The following is a 19,971-nucleotide window of genomic DNA, read 5'->3' on the forward strand; positions in this document are numbered from 1 at the left end:
ATGATTAATAGTTACTTTTCATATTAATAACAGTAACTTCTATAAATCTCGCAAGAAGTTGCACCACCACCACAACCAAAAGCGCCTCCGCCTCCACAAGAAGCCAACATAGCTGCGCATTGTGCTTTAGTAAGCCATCCATTTCCTACGTGGTTTTCTAGTTCTTCGAAATTTAATTCTTGAACCAAATCTTCCATTTTTAACTCATCATTTGTCTTTTTCATAATTAAGCCTCCAATGTAATTTAAATCTAAATAAGGTATTAATAACCTATAAATGTACTTTATCACATTTAATTCTGATAATCAACATAAATTTTAATATAAAGATATTTATAATTATTAAGAATTTTCCGTAGATAGTGATGGATCGTTTAAAAATTATACAGGTACGGCAATTGTCATCACGCTGAGGAGATTGAACTTACAAAAATACGTATACATTCTTCTCCGACTATGGAATTATTAGGGGTTTCTTGCCCATCCCCTCCAAAAGGTATATTAAGGAGTACCTCTCAAAACTTTATTGGTTTAAGAGGTACTTTTTTTCTAATATTACTCAGATGAGGTGTGGTTTTTTGTTGCGGTTATAGCTTTTGATTGTGCTAATTCTTGAATAATCTCATCCATGTTAATCATTTCTTGATTACTATGAAATTCGTAACGACCATAAAGATTGATATGCTGCCACGCCACCGGAGAAACCTGTTTCAACATGTCTGAACTTTGACCATTTTCCTCCCTGTAAGTTAGCATATTAGACAAAATACTGGCATTGTAATAAATGATGCAATTCGCGATAAGACGACTACATTCTTCCCATATTTGTTGGTCTTGTTCCGTTTTAAAACGTAGCTTACCAAAATTAGCATACGATACTACTTTGCATAATTGATGATAGCTTTCACCTCGATTCAATGCCTTTTGTACATTACGACGTAAAGGCGGGGAATCGATATAATGTAAGAAATACAGGCTTTTCATGATGTTGTCATATTCCCACAAAGCACGCTTGGTTTTGTTTTTTCGGGCATAAGAACTCAATTTTCTGACAATTATGCTTTGTGTCGTACTTTTAAGGGCAAGTGACAACATGATACGTTGTATATTTTCCCACTCTTCTATAATCAGGTTCATGTTGATTTTTCGAACAGGTTTGATCAGCGCATCATCATATTGACTGGGATGTTTGAATCCATAAAGGGATTTACTGACTTTATCATGGATATTCTTGTAACGAGGCGCAAACTGATAACCAAAAAAATGGAGAATGGCAAAGTTCACTTCATTCGTCCCATGCGTATCTGTGGAATGTACATCTGGTTGAACATCTGTGGTGTTATTGTAAAGAATGTCAAATACATAATGGCTTTCATGTTCATTCGCTCCAATGATTCGCGCATTTACAGGAATATGGTTCGCTACCATCGTGTAAGAAACAACCCCCTTTCTCAGCCCAAAGTATTTCGGGGAATGACGAGCATTAATCGTATGAATACCTGTTTCAGCTTTTCGTCCATCGCTACTGGAATGAATAACTTCGTCAATATTGTAATGTTGAAAGATAGGCAGTTTAGCTGTAGCATTACTGACCCGATCATTTGCTTCTTTTAATGTTTCTAATCGAATAAAGTTATCCGATGTGGAAATAAGAGTGGAATGATTCATATCAGAAATGTCACCCATTCTCCCTAAGCCCATATTGGTTCCCCAAGCGAGTAAGCACGCTACTAGGGTTTGCTCTTCCCGGGGTTGTTTTGCATAACGACCTAAAATATGTTCAAATGCTTCAAGAAACTGACAGCGTTGATTCACATAATGCAAAACATTTTTAATCTCAACAGGCTTTACCGTTTCAAAGAAGGGATGATTCATCGATTCACTATCACGAACATATGGAAGTGTCCAGCGACTATGTGAGCCACGCTTTTTGATCTGAATATATTTATTTTCTCCAGATGCAATATGGTGGTTCACCTTTGTAATACGAGTTTCAAGTTCCTTCTCAAGCTCTGCTAAATGGACTTGAATCGGTTGATTAAAAATAGTTAGACCGTTCTCAGCAAGTAAAGTTTCTTTTTGTTTCCACTCTAGATCGCTAATGAGATCATCTTCAAAACTGCGAAATCGGATACTATCCCGACAAAAAATATCTCCTGCTTCTAAACCATTTCGTAAAAGTTGATAGACGAAAAATTCATAGCGATCAGCCTGCAGCACTTTTTGTCCTAAAGAGTTTAATTGATAGAGGTATCGTTTCATCCCGTTAGGGATAAATTGTTGAGGGAACGTATCGGAAGGATACTTTCCTAATGGCTTATTTTTCATAAAAGCTTTTTTCAGAAAATGGACAGCTTCCATCAATGGATCATGAGCAGAGGCGGCTAAGAAATCAACCATCAAAAATACGGGACGCAGAGATCGTTTAAATTGATGAGATAACTGATCAATGTATTCCCATCGGAAAGCAACTTCATCTAATTTGGTATTGGTAACGATTTGATCAGCGATGGCTGCCAATTTGGGACGTTCCAAGATAGCAAAGGCTCGATCCTGAATCTCCTGAAAAGTAGCCTCTGCAGGGATTTGATCATCAGTGAATAGGTAAAGTACTTCTCCTACTTTCCTTATATTCTGGTTTCTTTCTAGATGAGATTTGTATACTTGTTCCTTTCCTGCCGATTTCGCTTCATCCATGTAACGTCTTACTCGATATGTAAACGTATGGATTAGATTGTCATGCATCCGTTGATAGCGATGGAAAACAAAACATAATAAATACAAGTAACCAATCCACTCATTTAATCGTTTCAGTTTATAAACAGAGTAATAATCTACCAAGGAAGCATAATATTTGATACTCTCGTTAGAGATAGCAAACTTGGGTAGCAATGTTTGAGCGTGTTGATATAAATTTTGTATTTGCTTTCCTCGATCCATCTCCTTCTTAATTTCAGTGATACTAAAATCTTTCGGTTCGTGTTTCAGTCGGGTGATTTCATATAGACCTGAAGAATCTTCTAACAATCGCTTCAATGCTTTGATAGTGGGTACACTCAGATGATTTTGCAACATTGTAATTAAACGGTTTTGTTCGTAGGTAATGGCTTTCCCTATCGTTTTTTGCATAAAGCTGTAACCAGGGACAATAATCCGTTGTTCGGATAAATAATTCATCATTTCACGGAAGATATAAATTGGCTTACTACAAAATGTGGCAGACTTACGAGCCTTCTTCTTTAACAGTCGCCGTTTTTCAGCATCACAATTTTGGTAATTGAACAGTTCAAGAATGAAGTGTTGTTGTTTAAGCTTAGTAACTTTACCAATGGAACTAAGGTCAGTTATTTTACTACCATTGAAATTTTTTTTTAGAATATGTCGCAAATCTTCCGTTACTTCATGGAGATCGAAGGTAAAAAATAAACATTTCGCTTTAAAATAGCCGAGTTGTAGGATAAAGTAAGCCTTAGATTTTACAGAGCGGAATGTTTCTACCAATTCTTTTTCTGGTTGAGTGAGAGAAAAATATTGACAGCGATCTTCATAGGTAAAGTTCGGTATAGAATAAATCGTTTGTATTTCATCTTCATTAAGAATTCTCAAACGTTTTTGGTTCGTTGTGTTTTTTTCGATATCCATAATATTTGTCCTCCCTGTGACAGAGCATATATAGCTCGTTATATTCCCTAAAATCTGAAATTTAGGGAAGCCTTTAGGAACCCCCATTTCCCTAGTCTAGAACGTTCCCTATTTATTCTCCCTAAATGTAAGGTTATAATCAAGAGGAAATCTACAGGAAAGAGGAATTTAAATGGGGAATGTTTATGGATATGCTCGCGTGTCAGCTGCACATCAAGATTTAGAAATACAAATCGAAGAATTACAACGATATGGTGTCGATAAGCTATTTTGTGAAAAGATATCAGGTAAGAATGTGAATGACCGTACAGAATTTAAGCAGTTACTAGAAGTAGTGCAACCCGGTGATACGGTGGTTGGTTACAAATTAGACCGAATGGGACGATCCATATCTGATGTGTTGAAGACCTACGAATCATTTACTGAGAGGGGGATTCATCTCGTTTGCATATCTGACGGGATTGACACACGCCGGAACAACGATATTATGACCAAAGCAATGGTTACGCTGTTGGGGCTGTTTGCGGAAATGGAACGTAATTTCATTCGTGAACGAACGATGGCAGGCAAGCTCAGAGCGAAGGGAAATGGAGTAAAGTTTGGGCGTAAAGGAAAAAACAAGGATTTAGTAGATCATGCCATTGATCTTTGGAAAACTGGAAAGTACACAATTAAACAGATCGAGAAAAAAACGACTGTAACAAAATCAACGTTATATCGTGAAATCGAAAAACGTGGGCTAGTGAGGGAATCTTAACTTTACTGTATCTGTCTTTACAAATAAAATCACTAAAATGTCTTTGAATCGAGTAGAACAGACTGATTTAAAGACATTTCTTTTTATAGAACCAATCCTTAATGTACCTTTTGGAGGGGATGGGCAAGAAACCCCTATTTCTGAAATTGCAAGAAAACTAGGAAAGAATTGGAGAACTGTCAAAAAGTATGCTGATGAAGAAGTGTATCCTTCGGATACTGGTCCAGTTTGTACAAAAACAGGAATGATGTATGATAGTGAGTTTGGTGAAATTGTAGATTTATGGTTAGAGGAAGATAGTAAGCTTCGCCGTAAGGAACGAAGAACAAGTAAAAAGATATTTAATCAATTAAAAACAGAATATAAGTTTCAAGGTTCGTATCGAACCGTATGTGATTATATCCAACATCGAAGACCACAGATAAAAACAGCAAAAGAAAAACGTTACGAACGATTAGAACATCCTCCTGGAGAAGCACAAGTTGATTTTGGAAATATGACAGTTGTCAAAGATGGAGCATATAAAGATATTAAAGTACTATTGTTAAGCTTTCCCCATAGCAATACAGCATTTGCTTATCCATTACCAGCTGAAAATAAGGAATGCTTTTTAGAAGGCTTAAAACAGCTATTCCATCAAGCAGGTGGTGTACCAACACATCTTAGGATTGATAATCTATCCGCCGCTGTAATCACCATAGGAAAAGGTGAAAATCGTATTTATACAGAAGCGTTTTTACAATTTCAAATGCATTATAACTTTGAAACACAACCATGTAACCCTTATAGCGGGCATGAAAAAGGTAATGTTGAGCGTAAAGTTAGTTATACACGTAATAATTGGTTTACAACTTCACCGGTTATGGAAAGTTTTTCACAACTTGCACAGTGGCTAGAAGTACAAGCATTAGAGGATCAAAAACGACCGCATTATGATAAGAAAATCATGATAGAGGAGTTGTGGAATGATGATAAAAATGCATTAAAGCCATTGCCTTTAGAAGACCTATCGGTCTTTTCACTAGATACTACAACTGTAAATAAATATGGAGAAATTACAGTAGATCAAGAACGATTTGTTTTACGCAAAACAAATGTCAAACAAGTTATTGTCATAAAAAAAGAATGGGATCAATTTACATGTTTTACTTCTGAAGGAGAAGTAATCTTTAAAGAATATAGACCTTACATGCATACAAATAGGCCCATTCCTTGGGAAGAAATTTTTGAAGATTGGGAAAAGAAACCACGTGTAGTACGTTATTCAAGATATTTTAAATACTTACCTATGAGAGTTCAGGATTATCTCCTCTTCCAAACGGAAGAGCGTAAATCACGCTTAGTAGGGATAAAAAGATTGCTCAAAAAGTATTCTTTACAACAATTACATATTGTTTTAGAAAATGAGGATTGGCTATCAAAAACTCCTTATGAACTTGATGGCATATTACAAGCTAAACAAGTAACTTATCCGCAGAAATGGGAAGAGAAACACACACCATCCGTTTTAGTGGATTATGAAACGGATTTAGAACAATACGATCGGAAACTCTGTCCAACTTTAGAGAGGAGTTCATTTTCACTATGACATACAGAAACCTACAAGAAGCTTGTAAAGTATTACATTTGAGTTCTATTCTAGAGCATTATGATGAAGTTGTATTTGAAGATAAAGAACAATTCTTACAGGATATTTTAAACTTAGAAATTGAAGCTCGACAAAGTAAAAAGGTATCAACTTTAATAAAAAAAGCAAAGTTTAGAGAGCTAAAGTGGTTAAAAGATTATGAATGGGGTGAACAAATTCATTTACCTTCTACGACAAGCAAAGAACATATTAGTGAGTTGCGATTTTTTGAAGGAAAACAGAACCTTTTATTACTCGGATCTCCTGGAACCGGCAAAACACATTTAGCAACAGCATTAGGTTTAAAGGCCTGTGAACAAGGATATCAGGTAAAGTTTTTTCGAGTAGCTGATTTAGTAGGCATATTAGAAGAAGCTTTAAAACAAGGGAATCTAACTCGTATAAAAAAACAAATTGAATCATGTGATCTCTTAATTTTAGATGAACTAGGTTATGTACCGTTTCAAAAACAAGGAGCGGAGCTCCTATTCCATATTATTGCCGACTGTTATGAGCAAAAAAGTGTGATAGTTACTTCGAATTTAGAATTTGGTCAATGGAATCGTATATTTGGTGATAATCGGCTTACTTCTGCATTGGTGGACCGTTTGGTCCATCATGCCCACATTATTGCATTTACGGGAGAAAGCTATCGTTTACGCAATGCTTTGTCTTCTGGAAACACTAAAATTACTATTTAAAAAATCGAGCTGCTAGCCTCTGCACTTTTCGCTGCAACTCTCTGTATTTTCCGCTTGCACAAAACATCTTTGATTAGTTCTTTCATAATTATTCCTCCATATAAATTGATTTATTGTTGTTACATTTAGAATTATATAACGATAACGGATATTCTTTCAATTACTTCCTGTAAAAAATATACATAATATGCAAAATTGCATATTATGTATATTTGTTTTAAAATTCTATGAATTTTCTGATATAATAATTGATATTAGATAATAAAGGAGTCCTACAATGCAAAATATATTAGACCAAGCCAAGACAATATTATCTTCAGATGAAAAAGTTCTAGATTTTTTACATGGATCTTTAGACGTTTTTGAATTTAGGCATCCTGTACGTCCTGGAGTATTAATTGCTACAAATAAAAGATTATTCTTTTACGGCCCTGATTTAGTTGGTGATGCATGGGTTAATGAATATTTTTATGAAAATATATCAAAGCTGAAGGAGAAAAAGAATTTATTTGGTGTACCTAGTATACTTTTTTGGAATAAAAACGAAAGAGTAGGCATCAAAAATATTCAAAGCAAAAATCTTAATGAATTTGTACAGATAATTAGAGAGAAAATAAACAATGAATAAATAGACTCTACAATTTAATCTTGTCATTAAAAAATCCAATTTCTCAAGAATGTAGAAATTGGATTTTTTAATGTCTCTAAATTTTTATGTATCATAACTTTCAAGTTTTGAACCATGATTTTGAAATCAGTAAGTTTAAAGTGTTACCAGATGTCATAACTTACGGTCATAAATAACAGGAAATCGAATGATTTTTAATGAAATACCATTTTTTCAAAGTATGCAAGTGTATTTTACTTTTAATGGGAATAATTCTACAGATTAGAGCAAGCACCCTGTCACTAGGCCTAGAAGAACAAGATCCAATCCAACTGTCCCTTTTCTAACGATAAAAACCCTTCAGGTCGTTAGCTTACCTGAAGGGAAAAATAAGAACAAGCGCCCTCCTGCTTGTAGGCATTTGCTATGGGTGTTCAATATAATGGAATATACGGAACACCTTGATTGTATCATATACTCATATAGAGGAATATTGGAAATTTCATCATATATTCCTGGGGGGATGGGTATCTTTAAACTCTAATTAAGAAACTCCTAAAATATCCTTTTCAAATGTTTCTACAATGCGTTGCAACATTCTTTCTTTGACAAGATTCCCCTTGTCTCCCTCAGCCATTTCAGCTTCTACATGTAAGGAATTGAGGCCTTCTGCTCGTACAAACAGACGTCCAATGTGACCGAGAATTTCATGCTGAAAAACATAATAGGTATGCTCACCGTCTTCTGTATGTACCGTGACGCCTTTAGGCAAGGAAGAAAGCTTACGAGATACCCTCTCATCTGGTTTTTGTGCTTCTTTCCCCATCATACGTCGCATTGTTTCCTGTAAGCGGATATACAATTCTTGACTTAATAAACGGTCAGGTCCCGTTGCGTGCGATTGATAAAACAGCATCGTTGTTTCTAATTTTTCATATACAGATTGAATTTCTTCTATCTCAACCATGTCTAATCCATCTTCATATGCCATTATCATTAATGTAATATTTTGTGTATATTCTGCAATTCCAGCCGATAAAATGTCTAATACGTGTTGTGAAACCTTCTCCATATGAATAACCGCCTTTGTCTATTTTTTATTATATGATTTCCAGTAATTCCTGATACTTTCTTTTATAGGTATCAAATTGACCATTTTCTTTTAATTCCTGTAGTAACACTGCTAAAGCTGGTGTAGAAATTTCAGCATCAAACCCCGCAGCAATCGCTGATAACTCAATTTTTTCCGCGTAATAACAAATATACGCCAAGTCATACTCTTGTAGTTTCCTTTTTATTCTTTTCATATCGTTTCCTTTGCTATATGTTTTCTAATTTATCTATTTTCTCAATATTCAAACGTATACCTTTGTATTATGATATCATTTATTCTTATTGTTTTCATAAGAATTTATAGGAAGAAACAAGATATGACTTTTATACATATCTATATAACATCATTATTTTGAGGCGCTATAACCTGCTATCTTTCATTTTCTTTTCTACGATGCTGGTGTTTAGATTGCTCTTGTTTCTTTTCTTCTATCTCTTGTTCCTTCCCTACACTTCCATACAATACATTTCGATCTTCTGTCATGCGTGACAACTTATCCTGTAATTCAGATTCATTTGTTATACCATAATTCTTTTTGAGATAATTCATATCACGTTTTGCAACATCATACTCTTTAAATTCATGATAACGTTCTTGTTTAAATGCCTTTTTATTTTCAGCTTTTTTATAAGCAATGATCAAAGGATGACTCTTTTTATAAATATGGAAACACCCCTTCATTTTATTTAATCTAAAAATCTCATGATCTATACCTAAAAGTTGCTTTTCAAAACTGTCCATTAACGCTTCTTTCGTTGCTTCCAGTTCATCTAGTTCCGAAAGGGACACGTTTAGCTGATACATCTTAGAACTTAACTCATGTAGATAATGAATATTTTGTTTCGTAGCCCACTTTTGAAGTCCCTTATTCTCTTTAAATTTCTCATGTGATTTGTCTATCCAATGTCTGTTCATGATACTTGTTTGAATGGGTGAATAATCTTTGTTTTCTATTCTAAACCGTATAGAGGATGCAAGGTAATGAAAACCCAATGTTTTTGTCCGCATAAACTTTCCTGACTTTGGATTCAAAAATGATAAATATTTCCCCTGCTTATGCTCATATCCTTCTTGTTGCATAAACCTTAAAAATTCATGGAATGAATTTGATTTTGATATGTTTTTATCAATCATTTCTTCTAAACTTCCTTTGAAAGATTTCTTCTTTGCTCTAGCTACATACTCGTTAAAATCTACATACTTGTTCCTTCCCTTTCTCCCTTCTTCAATGATGGACAAACCATACTTTTCCGAGATTTTATCATTTTCTTCTCGTAATCGGTCTAACGTATTCACACGCTTAGAATCAAACATTTTTAATGTAGTAAAATCGATATCATTAAAAATAATATGGTTGTGTAAATTCTCTGTTTCTATATGTGTAATCACTGCATATTGATGATTGCCTTTTAAATAATTATCAGCAAATTCTACACCATATTGATGCACTTGTTCTGGTGTCAGATTATCGTCGCTATCAAACGATTGAATAATCATTCTGGCACGCACATCTTTATTACAATGATTCTTTTCATTATAGTCAACGAAAACACTTTTAAAATCCCTATCTATCGTTTCTATCGAACACTCATACGAGGTAACCAATTCCTCATTCGTTTTATGTTCTTGCATACCGTAACGAATGAGCGCTTGTAAATTCATGACCTTTTGTATTTTAACAATTGACATTGGCATCAATCCCTACCTAATAAATTTCATATTCATCTAGTATATCTTTTAATTCATACCAATCTTTATCTTCAAAAATTTGATCCAGCTTAGCTAACTTAAATTTTAACTTTTGTGAAAACGTAAAAATCTTATCTGCAAATTCTATGAGTCGATTATCCTCTAATGTATACAGCGTATCTCCATATACATATTGCCACACATATTCTGCCACTCCTTTACTTTGTGCTGGCGAGTTTTCTATACTTGCTATGATATACATAAAATCTTCTTTTATCTTTTCATATACTTCTTCTAATACTAATTTTTTTGGGAGTGGAATTTGATTTTCTGATAAGGATTCTATTAATTGTTTCTTCTGTTTTTTAGTCAAACTATCGCTAGTAAACTTGGTTTTCAAATCCAATAATCGATCATATTCTTTCTGAATGATTTTGATAATTTTTTTCTGATTCACTTTAAGAAAATCCATATCCTGATCCGTGTAAATGCCATCTGTATGAATCCTTCTAATTAAGCTATTTATATTCTTGCCAATGTAATTTATTTCTTTCGTTAAATCCCTATAAACTTTCATATCAACTTCAAGTTTAAAATGTGTTTTTGCACTATCAATTAAAAAAGCTGATACAGTTTTATATCCTAATTCAGTTGCTTTATTTTTTACAAATTCTTTATCGTCTTTAAACAATTGAATTTCCAGTCTTTCCTTTTTTCTATTTTCTCTCAATTTTATTTCTCCTTTCACAAAAATTCGAGCAAAGCGACAACAAATATAGAAGGGATTTTATGAAAAATCGCTTCTATATATTTGTAAAGGTCGTAGGAATCTCCTACCAAGACAAAAACAACGTTTTTGGGGTTTGCCCGGGCAAACCCGTAGCTTGCCTTTTCCTAAAACCTCAGTAATTCTTTCTGAAAATTATATCATCTTTGACCGAAAAATGGTATAATTTATAGAAGAACTGACGAAAGGCAGGGAATCGATATGGTGACTGTAGATGAGAATACACGGATTGCGATGGAAATCGTTGCACAATCCTTTAAACTATCAGAACAAACCTTATTATTTGTTTTACAATCCTTAACAAAATTACTCGAGAACAACGAGAATCAGCCTCAAGATTACATCCTAGATAACAATACAAAAGTCGGGAAACAAAAAATTAGCGACCTGATAAAAAAACATGCACAAAGTGGGGGCGTCATTGCTTTAGATGAAAATTTGACAAAACAACAATTGCAAGATTATCAAAAAGAGCTAAAAAAATTAGGCGTAGATTTTTCTGTAGTGAGAAACGGTAAAGAGGATTATTCCTTTTTCTTTTCCGCAACACAGGCAAATGTCATTGAAAAAGCATTAAAAAATATAGTAGAACGAAAAATAGTTGTCTTAAACAAAGAAGAAGTCAGACAAGCAGAAAAAGATTTGAAAGAAGTTCGTCAACAGGTAACACCAGACCAAGCCAAAAAAGTAAAAGAAGTCTATGATAACCTATCGACAGATGACCAAAACAAACCAAAAGAAACAAACATATCGTACGATCGTTTATCCAAACAAGAAAAACAACTGTACAAAAAATTAGAAGAGCTAGATGCCGTCAAAAAAGGGTTATATTCACAGGAAGTAACACGAGTCGAAACTATGTTTGCAAACCGTTATAAACAACAGAGAGATGCGGAAACAAACAAAGAAGGAAAGGGAATCGAAAAAGAGAACACAGTGGCGAAACAAGCAGACATCCCGTCTCAAAAACCATTAGAGAAAGTGAAAGCTATTTTTTCCGCATTGAGTGAAAAAGAACAAGCGCTTTTGCAACAAAAGGTTAACGTAGTCGCTGGTAAAGAGAGCGATAATGACTTCAAGAAAATGAAACAAAATTTTTCACCAGAACAAATCGAAAAAATTGAAAAAATCGTTTCTGAATATGTTTCTTCAGCTGAAAAAAATGTAGAGGAAAAATGGAATCCGCATGTATTTTCTGATATATTAAAAAAACTAAAAAATGAAACAACGAAAGAAACGACGGAACAGCAAACAGAAGGAAACAAAAAACAGACAACTCTACAAGAAAAGGGAAAAGAAAACGAGACTGCGAAAGACAAGAAATTTGAATTTTCAATGAACGGTGTAAAAGAGCTAGATAACAAAATAAAGCAAGAACAAAAAGATATAGCAAAAGAAAAGCACAAAAAGCAATCCATGAGTCGATAGAAAAGAAAAACGATGGATATGTTCATGATCTATCGTTTTTTCACCTATCTTTCGGAAAGGGATGGAGCATGATGGATGCAAAAGTGACGGGGATCTGCTATCAAATCGTATGTGTATTTGAAAAAAGTTTCTTGGAACATTTCAAAGAACGGGATGTAGATAATGATGGAACACCTGACCGCATAGATATAGACGATACAAAAAATGCTGTTCAAACTGTTGGCGACTTGAACAAAATCAAAAACGCAACCAGTAAAGAAATACAAGAGGAAAATGAGAGAAGGACAGGGAAGAAAACAAAGAGCAATCGTCACGATAGGGGGCTTTAAGCATGCGTGTATCTTTAAATATTGTAAAATGGTCACTACGAACCATATTAAAGCTATTGATATTCGCCGTTGTCATTTCATTTGCGATTATTAAACTTGTGTTCTTTGTAATACTAGTCATCTTTTCACTTGGAGCTTTTGCATCAAAGATGCATAAATTTTGATACCATATGATGGTTCAAACGGTTACTCATCCATGATAGGTATTCCATTATGAGTAGCTATTGTTAGCTACTCATTTCTATTATTGTCCGTGTACTCGAACATACTAGTATGGTAGATATTTCTGAAATGGAATCCTTCTTCGAGCTTGGAATCGATGGACGCCAAGTGGTACGACATGAACAGTATCATCTAGTTCCATCTAATCCCTATGAAAAGGTGGCACAGTAACATGTATATGTTTGAAGTGAGCTATTCTGTGAATGGGTACGACTTTTCAAAATCTTTTTTACTGGCTGAGTCAAAGGACGGTTTTGAATTGCAAAAACGATTACAGGTTATATTAGAACAAGAGCATATAGCACCTGTACAGATTGTGGAAACTGATTTGGAAGAGCTATAATATCCTTTTAAAGAAAGAAGGAATGCTATCGTGAAAATCAATCCCTACACACTTTCCTATACCATCATAGCTCCTAGCGGTGAAACATACCCTATGCAAGAAGTGGTTTTCTATACCGCATCAAAAGATCGAGCCATTCAATTACTGGACGAGGAAATACAGCGAAGACTAGGGAATGGCTACCAGCGTCATATTTCTTGTACATCTAGTGTAGAACAAGAAAACGTTCAACTTTCCCTTTTCTAGCAGAAAACAAAAAATACCCATTAGGTGATTCACCTAATGGGTAAAGTGAGTGATGGAATGCGATACACGCATTCATTGTAAGTTTTGCACTCGTTCATTATATCGTATTTCTGTATAAAAAGATACTCAAATAACTATGCCCCACACATACATTCTCTCTGTGCAAGTCCTCGCTTATATCCCTTATATCATCACATTTCCCTATCAAGGGGATTCCCTTACCAACCTTCGCTACCGACCTTACGATAGGTAGCCATTCCCTTGCAAAACCCTATGCTTCGCTATCAGTGTACAGGAATCAAAAAAAGAGCAGATGCACAATACAACGTCAATATTGTGCGTCTGCTTCCAGCTGGGGATTTCTTATCCCTTATAAAATCGACAAGAGAGTTTAACCTGTTCACTCCGCATAACAGAGCCCTATTAATTAATCATCCTCATTATATAACAAAATTCGACATAAAAACAGCCGCATTCACCTATTTCATATATTTCCCTATGATTCTTCATGTATGTACATTGCGATGCGTGAAATAATCACCTTTCCAATAGTACCTTATTATTCTTCCACTCTACACAAAAAGCGAAACCCCTTGGGAGAGTAAGGGTTTCGCTTTTCTATTTCACTAGCATACCCGTTACAACAAGTTGCATGTAAACTTCAGTATATTCGCAACTTGTAGCTATTAATATGTATGCTATATTCCATGAAATAATTACAATTAATTTTTCTTTTGTTTTATTATATGCACGATTTTCAAAAAAATACTTTATTCTTGATGTTTAGAAAACGGGATTTCTGTGCAAATTGTTAGTAAAAAAGGAAATGAGGTGTTCAAATTGTCTCGTTCGAAACTAGGAAAATTTATTGATAAACATAAAATAAAGCAAATTGATATCGCTAAAGCTAGCGGGCTTACTACTTCAACGATAAGTCGCCTCGCTAAAATCGATTGTATATCGCCTTCTATTAAAAACGCCAACAAAGTAGTGCAAGCCTTAAAAAAAATAACAGGGAAAAATATTAAACAAAGTGATTTTTGGTCATAACAAGGGCTACTGATTATGTAGTCCTCTTACAGATTCAGTTGCCAAATATCTAGTTTTTTGGTAAAACAGTTGCAACGATAAAGAGAAACGATTTACAGTATATCCTGTAACAAATACGTCCGTACATACACATGATACTTTAACGCATAGTGTAGCAATTGTTTCTCCCTACAATCCGATATCGTACAAAAGATGATAATAGGCGTTATCTGCTGTTGTTTCTGGTATATGTGAGTGAGATACGCATAATATTGTATTTTCTTCTCATTCACTTTCATATGCTGTAGCCGATCGATTTCTACCAAGTGGGGAACATTATCTTTGAGGAAGAATGCATCTGGCACAATTGTTTTTTCTTCTCCTTGATAGCGCAAAGTAATAACTTGCTCTGTCTTCCAGTCAGGGAAATCTAGCCACATCCATGCTTCATTTCGCAACAAGATATGTTCCAATTGATGTTTCTTTTTTCTCTCTTTCGCCTGTATACCGAGAAGAGCCATTCCTTTCTTATTGAGGTAATATACATTCTCTCGGTTATGCGATGTAACGTGACAATACGGTCTCAAATCCTTCAAAATACGATTGGCATTCCGAATACTACCAAGGCAATGAATCGCTTGCAACTGTCGTCTAGACGCAAAGTCTAACTTACTTAAAGTGTATAAAATCTCGATGTGTCTCGCTTTTTGTTTCATCTTTTGATGTTTCATGATGCTTCACCACCTTGTAAGGTTTCAGTAGCTTCCACATCTCTTGATTAGACAAATACGGTACTTGAATTTCTTCTACACGAACTGTTTTGAAAAGTGCTCGCCCTGGTATGGATGGAAGTTCTTCTAATCCACTTTCATCTATTGCCACCTGTGAAGCCACTACGGTCGGTAAGCGGAATCCAATCTTCGCATCACTATTTTGTTTAATCTGCCTTGGTAAGGTATCAGAAGTCGGGTACTGGGTACAAAAAATCAAGCGAAACCCCAATGCTCCGCCAATCCTCGCTATTTCCGATAACATTTCTTGACACATATAGAGCATATCCCTCCTTTTTTTGGGTAATCCCTGTGTCGGACAAAGATTCGCTGACTCGTCGACGATGATAAAATAACGCTCCTTGATGGGCGTATCTACAATATTCGTGAAATACGAGTCTTTCATATGAACAACCTGTTCCACCATCTTTTCACGAATTCGTGTCAACATGTCAAAGGCTTGCATGGGATTCTCCGCCACTTCTTCGACTTGTGCCAAGTCCTTGTAAGGGCTGAATTCCAATCCTTCTTTTAAGTCAATCACATAGAACTTCACGTAATCTGGCTGCTGTAAAATTAAGCTCGTCATCACATTCTTGAGAAAAACCGTTTTGCCAAAACGAGTCATCCCGCTCACGCACATATGCGGTGTTTTTTCAAAATCATGATAAATCATTCGATCTAACGCTCTTCCCATGATGACGTTCCATGTCTTCTCTCGTAACAATTCATTGGACCAATGCCATTTTTCAGGAATACATTGCTGGAATACCCGTATAAACAGCTCCCGTCGTTGAAAGGAAATCATAACGGGTTTATGCAAACCTTCCTCTAATACTTGCGCTAACTTCTGTATGAGCTGACTCGGCACACCTAATGGCAGCCGATAGACAAACGTGGTACTACTATTATCCTCTGTTTGTTTCAAAAATACAGGGTACTGCATTTCTCCTTTATGCTGTACACACACTTTCGTAATTTCAAAAAATGCTTTGATTTTCTTCTTATCACTCATTTCTTTTCCCCTGTAAAAATACGCTACTGTTAAAAAAGTAACTGGAATCACCAAAAGTGAAAACATAAACTCCTTACCTCCTTAGAGGTAGTTGGGGCTATCAGGAATATCATAAAAAGGTTGTTCAAATGTACTACGACAGTTCCCATCAACTACCCGATAGAATACTAGCGTAGAAATACATCGAGCATATCACGTAGCACATACCAGACCGTGCCAATCAACAAGCATTTAAGACCCGCACGTAGCATCCAGTCAGGAAGGTGAAGCCCTTTTCTTTTTAATAACTTAATTCCTATGATCGTTGCTCCTGTCACGCCATATACAATACCTAATTCTCCAACAATGGTCATATTATCTCCATCCTTTCGGCTGAATAGATAAATTACCTTGGGAATCCTTAAATAACTGATAATCTTCTAATAACTCATTCCAAGATACAGGATGTTCATCATCATATAAATCTCCTTCAATTTTTTGACTTAAATAATAATAACCTCGGTACTGTCGGTCCAGATACACGTCATGACGTAGCATGTGCTCCTGTATCGCTGTTATATCCTCTTCTTTTCTTGTACTTTTGTACATTTGTTGCAATGTACGAGAAGAATAGAGATACGGTGTGCTGTACAACATTTGATATTGACTCATACATCCTGTTGCGATAGGTTACTGCTTGATATTATCTTACAGTTTTCCCCCGCCTAACACCGTGCGTGAGACTTTCGAGCTCACACGGCGTCCCATCTTCCTCCAGTTACACATTCCATAAACTAACCTTTATAGCTAATGCAACTTTTAAAATAAAATTTACTATGCTACAGGGCTGTTAGATTTTTCATATAAAACATTAAGATTGATCAATGGAACGGCTTCATATTTCCTTAGAGCATTGATTTTGTCAATTTGTTGTTCCGTCAGGGAATATGTTTCAACAATTCTTCTAATTTTGATAATGTCTTTTATTCTTACCAATTTGTGAATGTCACTACAGAGAATTAAAAGGTTTTGGTAAGAGTCGTCTGCCGTTTTCCTAAATGGCATAATATGATGACATTCCCAATCATGCTTACCCAGCTCCATTTTGGTTATGGCACATTTCCCATTTTGTGAGATAAACTTAGATATTCTATTGTCATTATATTCGATAGAACAGCTTGGGATATATGACCTCATAACATGCTGGAGAGTAACTGAGTTTATTCGCTCTAAGTTCTTATGAATCGAATTTCTTCCCTCAATTGTATAGTTGTTGATGTCTTGACTGAAATTCATAGGCGATACATGCTTTTGAGCATATATAGGTGATAAAACTTTACCTTGTATTTCTTTCATAACCCATGCGTACCCTTTGAACCTTTCAGTTTGGTGTTTATCCATATGAGTTCGATTTCCGTCGATCCATTTCTGTTTAAGACGGCAATTCAAGCTCTTGCGACAGTGAAAGTTAATCTCTGATAGGTTTTTAGTAATCAATGTTGCCATTTTGTAGTAATTTTGAATACCATGTATGACTGAATTATAATTGGCAACCGTCTGTCGTGTAGGACGTTTTTGTAACATTTTAATAGCATCTTTGATTTTCCGTTTAGCTTTGTGTATAGACTTAACAGACATCACACTGGATATGGACCATAACTCTTTATACTCTGCACTATTACCATTTTTCTTACGTTCACGATTGGTGGTCTTGATTCTCTTTGGATTTGCTTTCTTTTTTCCGCCTTTTTTGGTTGTAAAGTATTTGTCAACGGACCTTTTCCTTTTCCAGACTGCCTTAAGTTCAAGTCCTAGAAATTCGGAACTCTTTTTCTTCAGGTTAACAACTTTAGATTTATCCTCCGAACATTCCAATTTCAATCGTTTCCAAAGAAAGTTCTTAACAGATGCAGAAATTAATTTTGCTTGGGTTGCAGTTTTACAAAGTATCTTAAAATCATCGGCGTATCTTACAATGAAGATTTCCTTAAGGTTTGAAGCTTTACGCAAAGCTCTAAATTTGTTTATATTGTCATATGGTAAACCTTTTGTTTTGCCCCTCCGGCTCCTTGCCGGAAATAATTCCCACTGACTTGCAATCCACCAATCTAATTCATTTAAGACGATGTTCGACAGAAGAGGAGAAAGTATACCACCTTGCGGTGTGCCTTTAGTTGGTATTCCTTCCCCTTTTATTTCAGCTTTTAGCATTGCCGACACGATGGAAAGGAGTTTTTTGTCTTTTATGCCGATGGTCCACATCTGTTTCAGTAGTTTCCCATGATCAACATTGTCAAAGAACCCTTTAATGTCGATGTCAACGCAATGGTAAAATTTCGCACGACTCACTAAATACATCAGTCTCGCAATAGCGTGCTTTGTACTTCTATTCGGACGAAATCCATATGAATGTTTGTAGAATTTAGCTTCGCATATTGGCTCTAGTATTTGTAAGATGCATTGTTGAAACAGTCGATCCCACATAGTTGGAATTCCCAAGGGTCTCATCTTACCATTATCTTTTTCGATCCACATTCTTCTGACAGGCGAAGGAAAATAGTAGTCAAACATACTTCTTATTTTCCCAACAACCTCTTCAATAGAAAGTTTAGATATATAATTAATAGTAAGTCCATCTGTTCCTCTTGTCTTGCTTCCAGTGTTCTTCTTGATATTTCGATAAGCTAACCGGATATTTTCTTCAGATGTCATTAAATGGATTAGTTTATAGAATTTTTGTCCTTCTAGGCTTTTTGAATAGAGACCATCAAATAATTCTTGAAGTCCATAATACTCCTTGTGCCTAAGCTTCTTTTTTGAATTCAAGTTGGTTCCTCCTTGCGGGTGAAGAGTGCAAAGATTCACTTTTCTTAGTCGTATTCGAACCTTGAAAGCGTCATAGAATCTTAATTTGAAAGTGTGTAACCTCTTGAAAGACTAGAGGCTATCCCTTATCCACCTGCCATTACAGCAAGCTTCGTGTGGTACTGTGCCTCCACCTTCACCAGAGCAAAACTAGCTTATCCTTTATCGGCTAATATCACCTTAAGTATTCACTATGACCGCTTCACAGGAGGCAAATCCTCCACGTCCCTGGCTTACAACGTTGCAATATACCGTTCTTTTACTGTGTTCAATTATTTATTGAAACCCAGTGATTGCTTTAGGTGCTTCCTATGAACCTGATAATTATCCAGAGCCTGTAACTCTGCAAGGACTTTCATAATGGTGAGTTTTACTTATCCTCAATCATCGTAGCCTTCAGCTACACCCCATCGCTTAGAGGGGGCTATGGTTTAGATTCGTACATTCGAAAGTTCGTCAGTGCTGTCCTCCATATTAAATGGATTTTAGAGCACATTCTCACCATGACAACCAGACACCAGCAGCATGACCCACACCGTCCCCCTCGGGCTGGTTTTCCCTATCAAAAGATAAGGGCGGATTCTTCCACCATATGACATCGGGCTTAGAACACGCTGAAATTTACCTTCCAGTTCGTGCACTCCGACCTCGTGTATTCCCTTCCAGGCGTTACCCCTTCATTTGAAATAACAGTATATTACTTAGACCCCAGTAAATCTTTAGAAACAGGATCCGCTAGATTTTACGAACATGATAGCCGAAGCCACCTGTTCTTGGTCTAACAACGTTTCGCACCACCATCCATATAAAATTCTAGGTTCT

At 35.6% G+C, this 19,971-nt stretch carries 21 protein-coding genes; 10 read left to right on the forward strand and 11 right to left on the reverse strand.

The features are described 5' to 3' along the window. Window positions 1–23 precede the first annotated feature (23 nt). Together MHI28_RS35450 and MHI28_RS35455 are read right to left on the reverse strand one after the other, a co-directional pair. Complete coding sequence (locus tag MHI28_RS35450; protein WP_078187489.1) at window positions 24–224, reverse strand: sublancin family glycopeptide; 201 nt, start codon at window positions 222–224, stop codon at window positions 24–26. A gap of 330 nt (window positions 225–554) precedes the next feature. Further along, on the reverse strand, window positions 555–3,641 hold the full coding sequence (locus MHI28_RS35455) for a Tn3 family transposase (RefSeq protein WP_340829412.1): 3,087 nt from the start codon (window positions 3,639–3,641) through the stop codon (window positions 555–557). Window positions 3,642–3,813: 172 nt separating this feature from the next. On the opposite strand from MHI28_RS35455, the gene MHI28_RS35460 reads away from it, so the two are divergent. The 4 genes from MHI28_RS35460 (at window position 3,814) to MHI28_RS35475 (ending at window position 7,354) form a co-directional block, all read left to right on the forward strand. Beyond that, entirely contained in the window at window positions 3,814–4,398 is a 585-nt protein-coding gene (locus MHI28_RS35460) for a recombinase family protein (protein ID WP_078188238.1), read from the forward strand. Between the two features lie 37 nt (window positions 4,399–4,435). Continuing rightward, entirely contained in the window at window positions 4,436–5,986 is a 1,551-nt protein-coding gene (istA, locus tag MHI28_RS35465) for an IS21 family transposase (protein WP_340829414.1), read from the forward strand. Continuing rightward, window positions 5,983–6,726: an IS21-like element helper ATPase IstB gene (gene istB / locus MHI28_RS35470; protein ID WP_340829417.1), complete on the forward strand. Its 744-nt coding sequence runs from the start codon at window positions 5,983–5,985 to the stop codon at window positions 6,724–6,726. The genes istA and istB overlap by 4 nt, the downstream gene beginning before the upstream one ends. Before the next feature lie 277 nt (window positions 6,727–7,003). Next, window positions 7,004–7,354, forward strand: coding sequence for a PH domain-containing protein (locus MHI28_RS35475; RefSeq protein ID WP_340829420.1), 351 nt, complete (start codon window positions 7,004–7,006; stop codon window positions 7,352–7,354). A gap of 523 nt (window positions 7,355–7,877) precedes the next feature. On the opposite strand, the gene MHI28_RS35480 is transcribed toward MHI28_RS35475, so the two are convergent. The 4 genes from MHI28_RS35480 to MHI28_RS35495 all read right to left on the reverse strand — a co-directional run bounded on the left by MHI28_RS35480 (window position 7,878) and on the right by MHI28_RS35495 (window position 10,866). After that, window positions 7,878–8,405: a hypothetical protein gene (locus MHI28_RS35480; protein WP_023523688.1), complete on the reverse strand. Its 528-nt coding sequence runs from the start codon at window positions 8,403–8,405 to the stop codon at window positions 7,878–7,880. A 28-nt stretch (window positions 8,406–8,433) separates the two neighbouring features. Continuing rightward, on the reverse strand, window positions 8,434–8,640 hold the full coding sequence (locus MHI28_RS35485) for a hypothetical protein (protein WP_023523689.1): 207 nt from the start codon (window positions 8,638–8,640) through the stop codon (window positions 8,434–8,436). A gap of 176 nt (window positions 8,641–8,816) precedes the next feature. Then, complete coding sequence (locus tag MHI28_RS35490) at window positions 8,817–10,136, reverse strand: relaxase/mobilization nuclease domain-containing protein (RefSeq protein ID WP_256426002.1); 1,320 nt, start codon at window positions 10,134–10,136, stop codon at window positions 8,817–8,819. Between the two features lie 16 nt (window positions 10,137–10,152). Next, a complete protein-coding gene (locus MHI28_RS35495) occupies window positions 10,153–10,866 on the reverse strand; it encodes a hypothetical protein (protein ID WP_023523691.1) in 714 nt (237 codons plus the stop codon). A gap of 258 nt (window positions 10,867–11,124) precedes the next feature. Here MHI28_RS35495 and MHI28_RS35500 point away from each other — a divergent pair, with 258 nt between their 5' ends. From MHI28_RS35500 to MHI28_RS35525, 6 genes are all read left to right on the forward strand, one after another. Further along, entirely contained in the window at window positions 11,125–12,351 is a 1,227-nt protein-coding gene (locus tag MHI28_RS35500; protein ID WP_277547438.1) for a DUF3801 domain-containing protein, read from the forward strand. A gap of 71 nt (window positions 12,352–12,422) precedes the next feature. Further along, entirely contained in the window at window positions 12,423–12,680 is a 258-nt protein-coding gene (locus MHI28_RS35505; RefSeq protein WP_242071542.1) for a hypothetical protein, read from the forward strand. A gap of 2 nt (window positions 12,681–12,682) precedes the next feature. Continuing rightward, window positions 12,683–12,844 carry a hypothetical protein gene (locus MHI28_RS35510; protein ID WP_166669628.1) on the forward strand — a complete coding sequence of 54 codons (162 nt, stop codon included), beginning with the start codon at window positions 12,683–12,685 and terminating at the stop codon, window positions 12,842–12,844. Between the two features lie 230 nt (window positions 12,845–13,074). After that, window positions 13,075–13,245: a hypothetical protein gene (locus tag MHI28_RS35515; protein WP_166669627.1), complete on the forward strand. Its 171-nt coding sequence runs from the start codon at window positions 13,075–13,077 to the stop codon at window positions 13,243–13,245. Window positions 13,246–13,275: 30 nt separating this feature from the next. Then, window positions 13,276–13,491, forward strand: coding sequence for a hypothetical protein (locus MHI28_RS35520; RefSeq protein ID WP_078186779.1), 216 nt, complete (start codon window positions 13,276–13,278; stop codon window positions 13,489–13,491). Between the two features lie 840 nt (window positions 13,492–14,331). Next, window positions 14,332–14,541 carry a transcriptional regulator gene (locus MHI28_RS35525; RefSeq protein ID WP_078186803.1) on the forward strand — a complete coding sequence of 70 codons (210 nt, stop codon included), beginning with the start codon at window positions 14,332–14,334 and terminating at the stop codon, window positions 14,539–14,541. Window positions 14,542–14,633: 92 nt separating this feature from the next. Here the strand turns inward: MHI28_RS35525 and MHI28_RS35530 are convergent, their stop codons facing one another. From MHI28_RS35530 to MHI28_RS35550, 5 genes are all read right to left on the reverse strand, one after another. Further along, window positions 14,634–15,251, reverse strand: coding sequence for a replication-relaxation family protein (locus MHI28_RS35530; protein ID WP_086387993.1), 618 nt, complete (start codon window positions 15,249–15,251; stop codon window positions 14,634–14,636). Beyond that, the gene (locus MHI28_RS35535) at window positions 15,190–16,371 is read right to left on the reverse strand and encodes an FtsK/SpoIIIE domain-containing protein (protein WP_134208121.1); all 1,182 of its coding nucleotides are present in this window, start codon (window positions 16,369–16,371) and stop codon (window positions 15,190–15,192) included. The genes MHI28_RS35530 and MHI28_RS35535 overlap by 62 nt, the downstream gene beginning before the upstream one ends. Window positions 16,372–16,472: 101 nt before the next feature. Continuing rightward, on the reverse strand, window positions 16,473–16,658 hold the full coding sequence (locus MHI28_RS35540; protein WP_000156990.1) for a hypothetical protein: 186 nt from the start codon (window positions 16,656–16,658) through the stop codon (window positions 16,473–16,475). A 1-nt stretch (window position 16,659) separates the two neighbouring features. Next, a complete protein-coding gene (locus tag MHI28_RS35545; protein WP_078187542.1) occupies window positions 16,660–16,956 on the reverse strand; it encodes a hypothetical protein in 297 nt (98 codons plus the stop codon). 162 nt (window positions 16,957–17,118) lie between these two features. Then, the gene (locus MHI28_RS35550; RefSeq protein ID WP_445661815.1) at window positions 17,119–19,110 is read right to left on the reverse strand and encodes a reverse transcriptase domain-containing protein; all 1,992 of its coding nucleotides are present in this window, start codon (window positions 19,108–19,110) and stop codon (window positions 17,119–17,121) included. Between the last annotated feature and the right edge of the window lie 861 nt (window positions 19,111–19,971).

This window comes from Bacillus sp. FSL K6-0268 (genome assembly GCF_038005425.1).
Taxonomy (GTDB): domain Bacteria; phylum Bacillota; class Bacilli; order Bacillales; family Bacillaceae_G; genus Bacillus_A; species Bacillus_A thuringiensis_S.

Bases quoted from the DNA above. Each gene is read 5' to 3' on its own strand.
- MHI28_RS35450 (WP_078187489.1), bottom strand. From the start codon at position 224: ATGAAAAAGACAAATGATGAGTTAAAAATGGAAGATTTGGTTCAAGAA.
- MHI28_RS35455 (WP_340829412.1), bottom strand. From the start codon at position 3,641: ATGGATATCGAAAAAAACACAACGAACCAAAAACGTTTGAGAATTCTT.
- MHI28_RS35460 (WP_078188238.1), top strand. From the start codon at position 3,814: ATGGGGAATGTTTATGGATATGCTCGCGTGTCAGCTGCACATCAAGAT.
- istA (WP_340829414.1), top strand. From the start codon at position 4,436: ATGTCTTTGAATCGAGTAGAACAGACTGATTTAAAGACATTTCTTTTT.
- istB (WP_340829417.1), top strand. From the start codon at position 5,983: ATGACATACAGAAACCTACAAGAAGCTTGTAAAGTATTACATTTGAGT.
- MHI28_RS35475 (WP_340829420.1), top strand. From the start codon at position 7,004: ATGCAAAATATATTAGACCAAGCCAAGACAATATTATCTTCAGATGAA.
- MHI28_RS35480 (WP_023523688.1), bottom strand. From the start codon at position 8,405: ATGGAGAAGGTTTCACAACACGTATTAGACATTTTATCGGCTGGAATT.
- MHI28_RS35485 (WP_023523689.1), bottom strand. From the start codon at position 8,640: ATGAAAAGAATAAAAAGGAAACTACAAGAGTATGACTTGGCGTATATT.
- MHI28_RS35490 (WP_256426002.1), bottom strand. From the start codon at position 10,136: ATGTCAATTGTTAAAATACAAAAGGTCATGAATTTACAAGCGCTCATT.
- MHI28_RS35500 (WP_277547438.1), top strand. From the start codon at position 11,125: ATGGTGACTGTAGATGAGAATACACGGATTGCGATGGAAATCGTTGCA.
- MHI28_RS35505 (WP_242071542.1), top strand. From the start codon at position 12,423: ATGGATGCAAAAGTGACGGGGATCTGCTATCAAATCGTATGTGTATTT.
- MHI28_RS35510 (WP_166669628.1), top strand. From the start codon at position 12,683: ATGCGTGTATCTTTAAATATTGTAAAATGGTCACTACGAACCATATTA.
- MHI28_RS35515 (WP_166669627.1), top strand. From the start codon at position 13,075: ATGTATATGTTTGAAGTGAGCTATTCTGTGAATGGGTACGACTTTTCA.
- MHI28_RS35530 (WP_086387993.1), bottom strand. From the start codon at position 15,251: ATGAAACATCAAAAGATGAAACAAAAAGCGAGACACATCGAGATTTTA.
- MHI28_RS35535 (WP_134208121.1), bottom strand. From the start codon at position 16,371: ATGTTTTCACTTTTGGTGATTCCAGTTACTTTTTTAACAGTAGCGTAT.
- MHI28_RS35540 (WP_000156990.1), bottom strand. From the start codon at position 16,658: ATGACCATTGTTGGAGAATTAGGTATTGTATATGGCGTGACAGGAGCA.
- MHI28_RS35545 (WP_078187542.1), bottom strand. From the start codon at position 16,956: ATGAGTCAATATCAAATGTTGTACAGCACACCGTATCTCTATTCTTCT.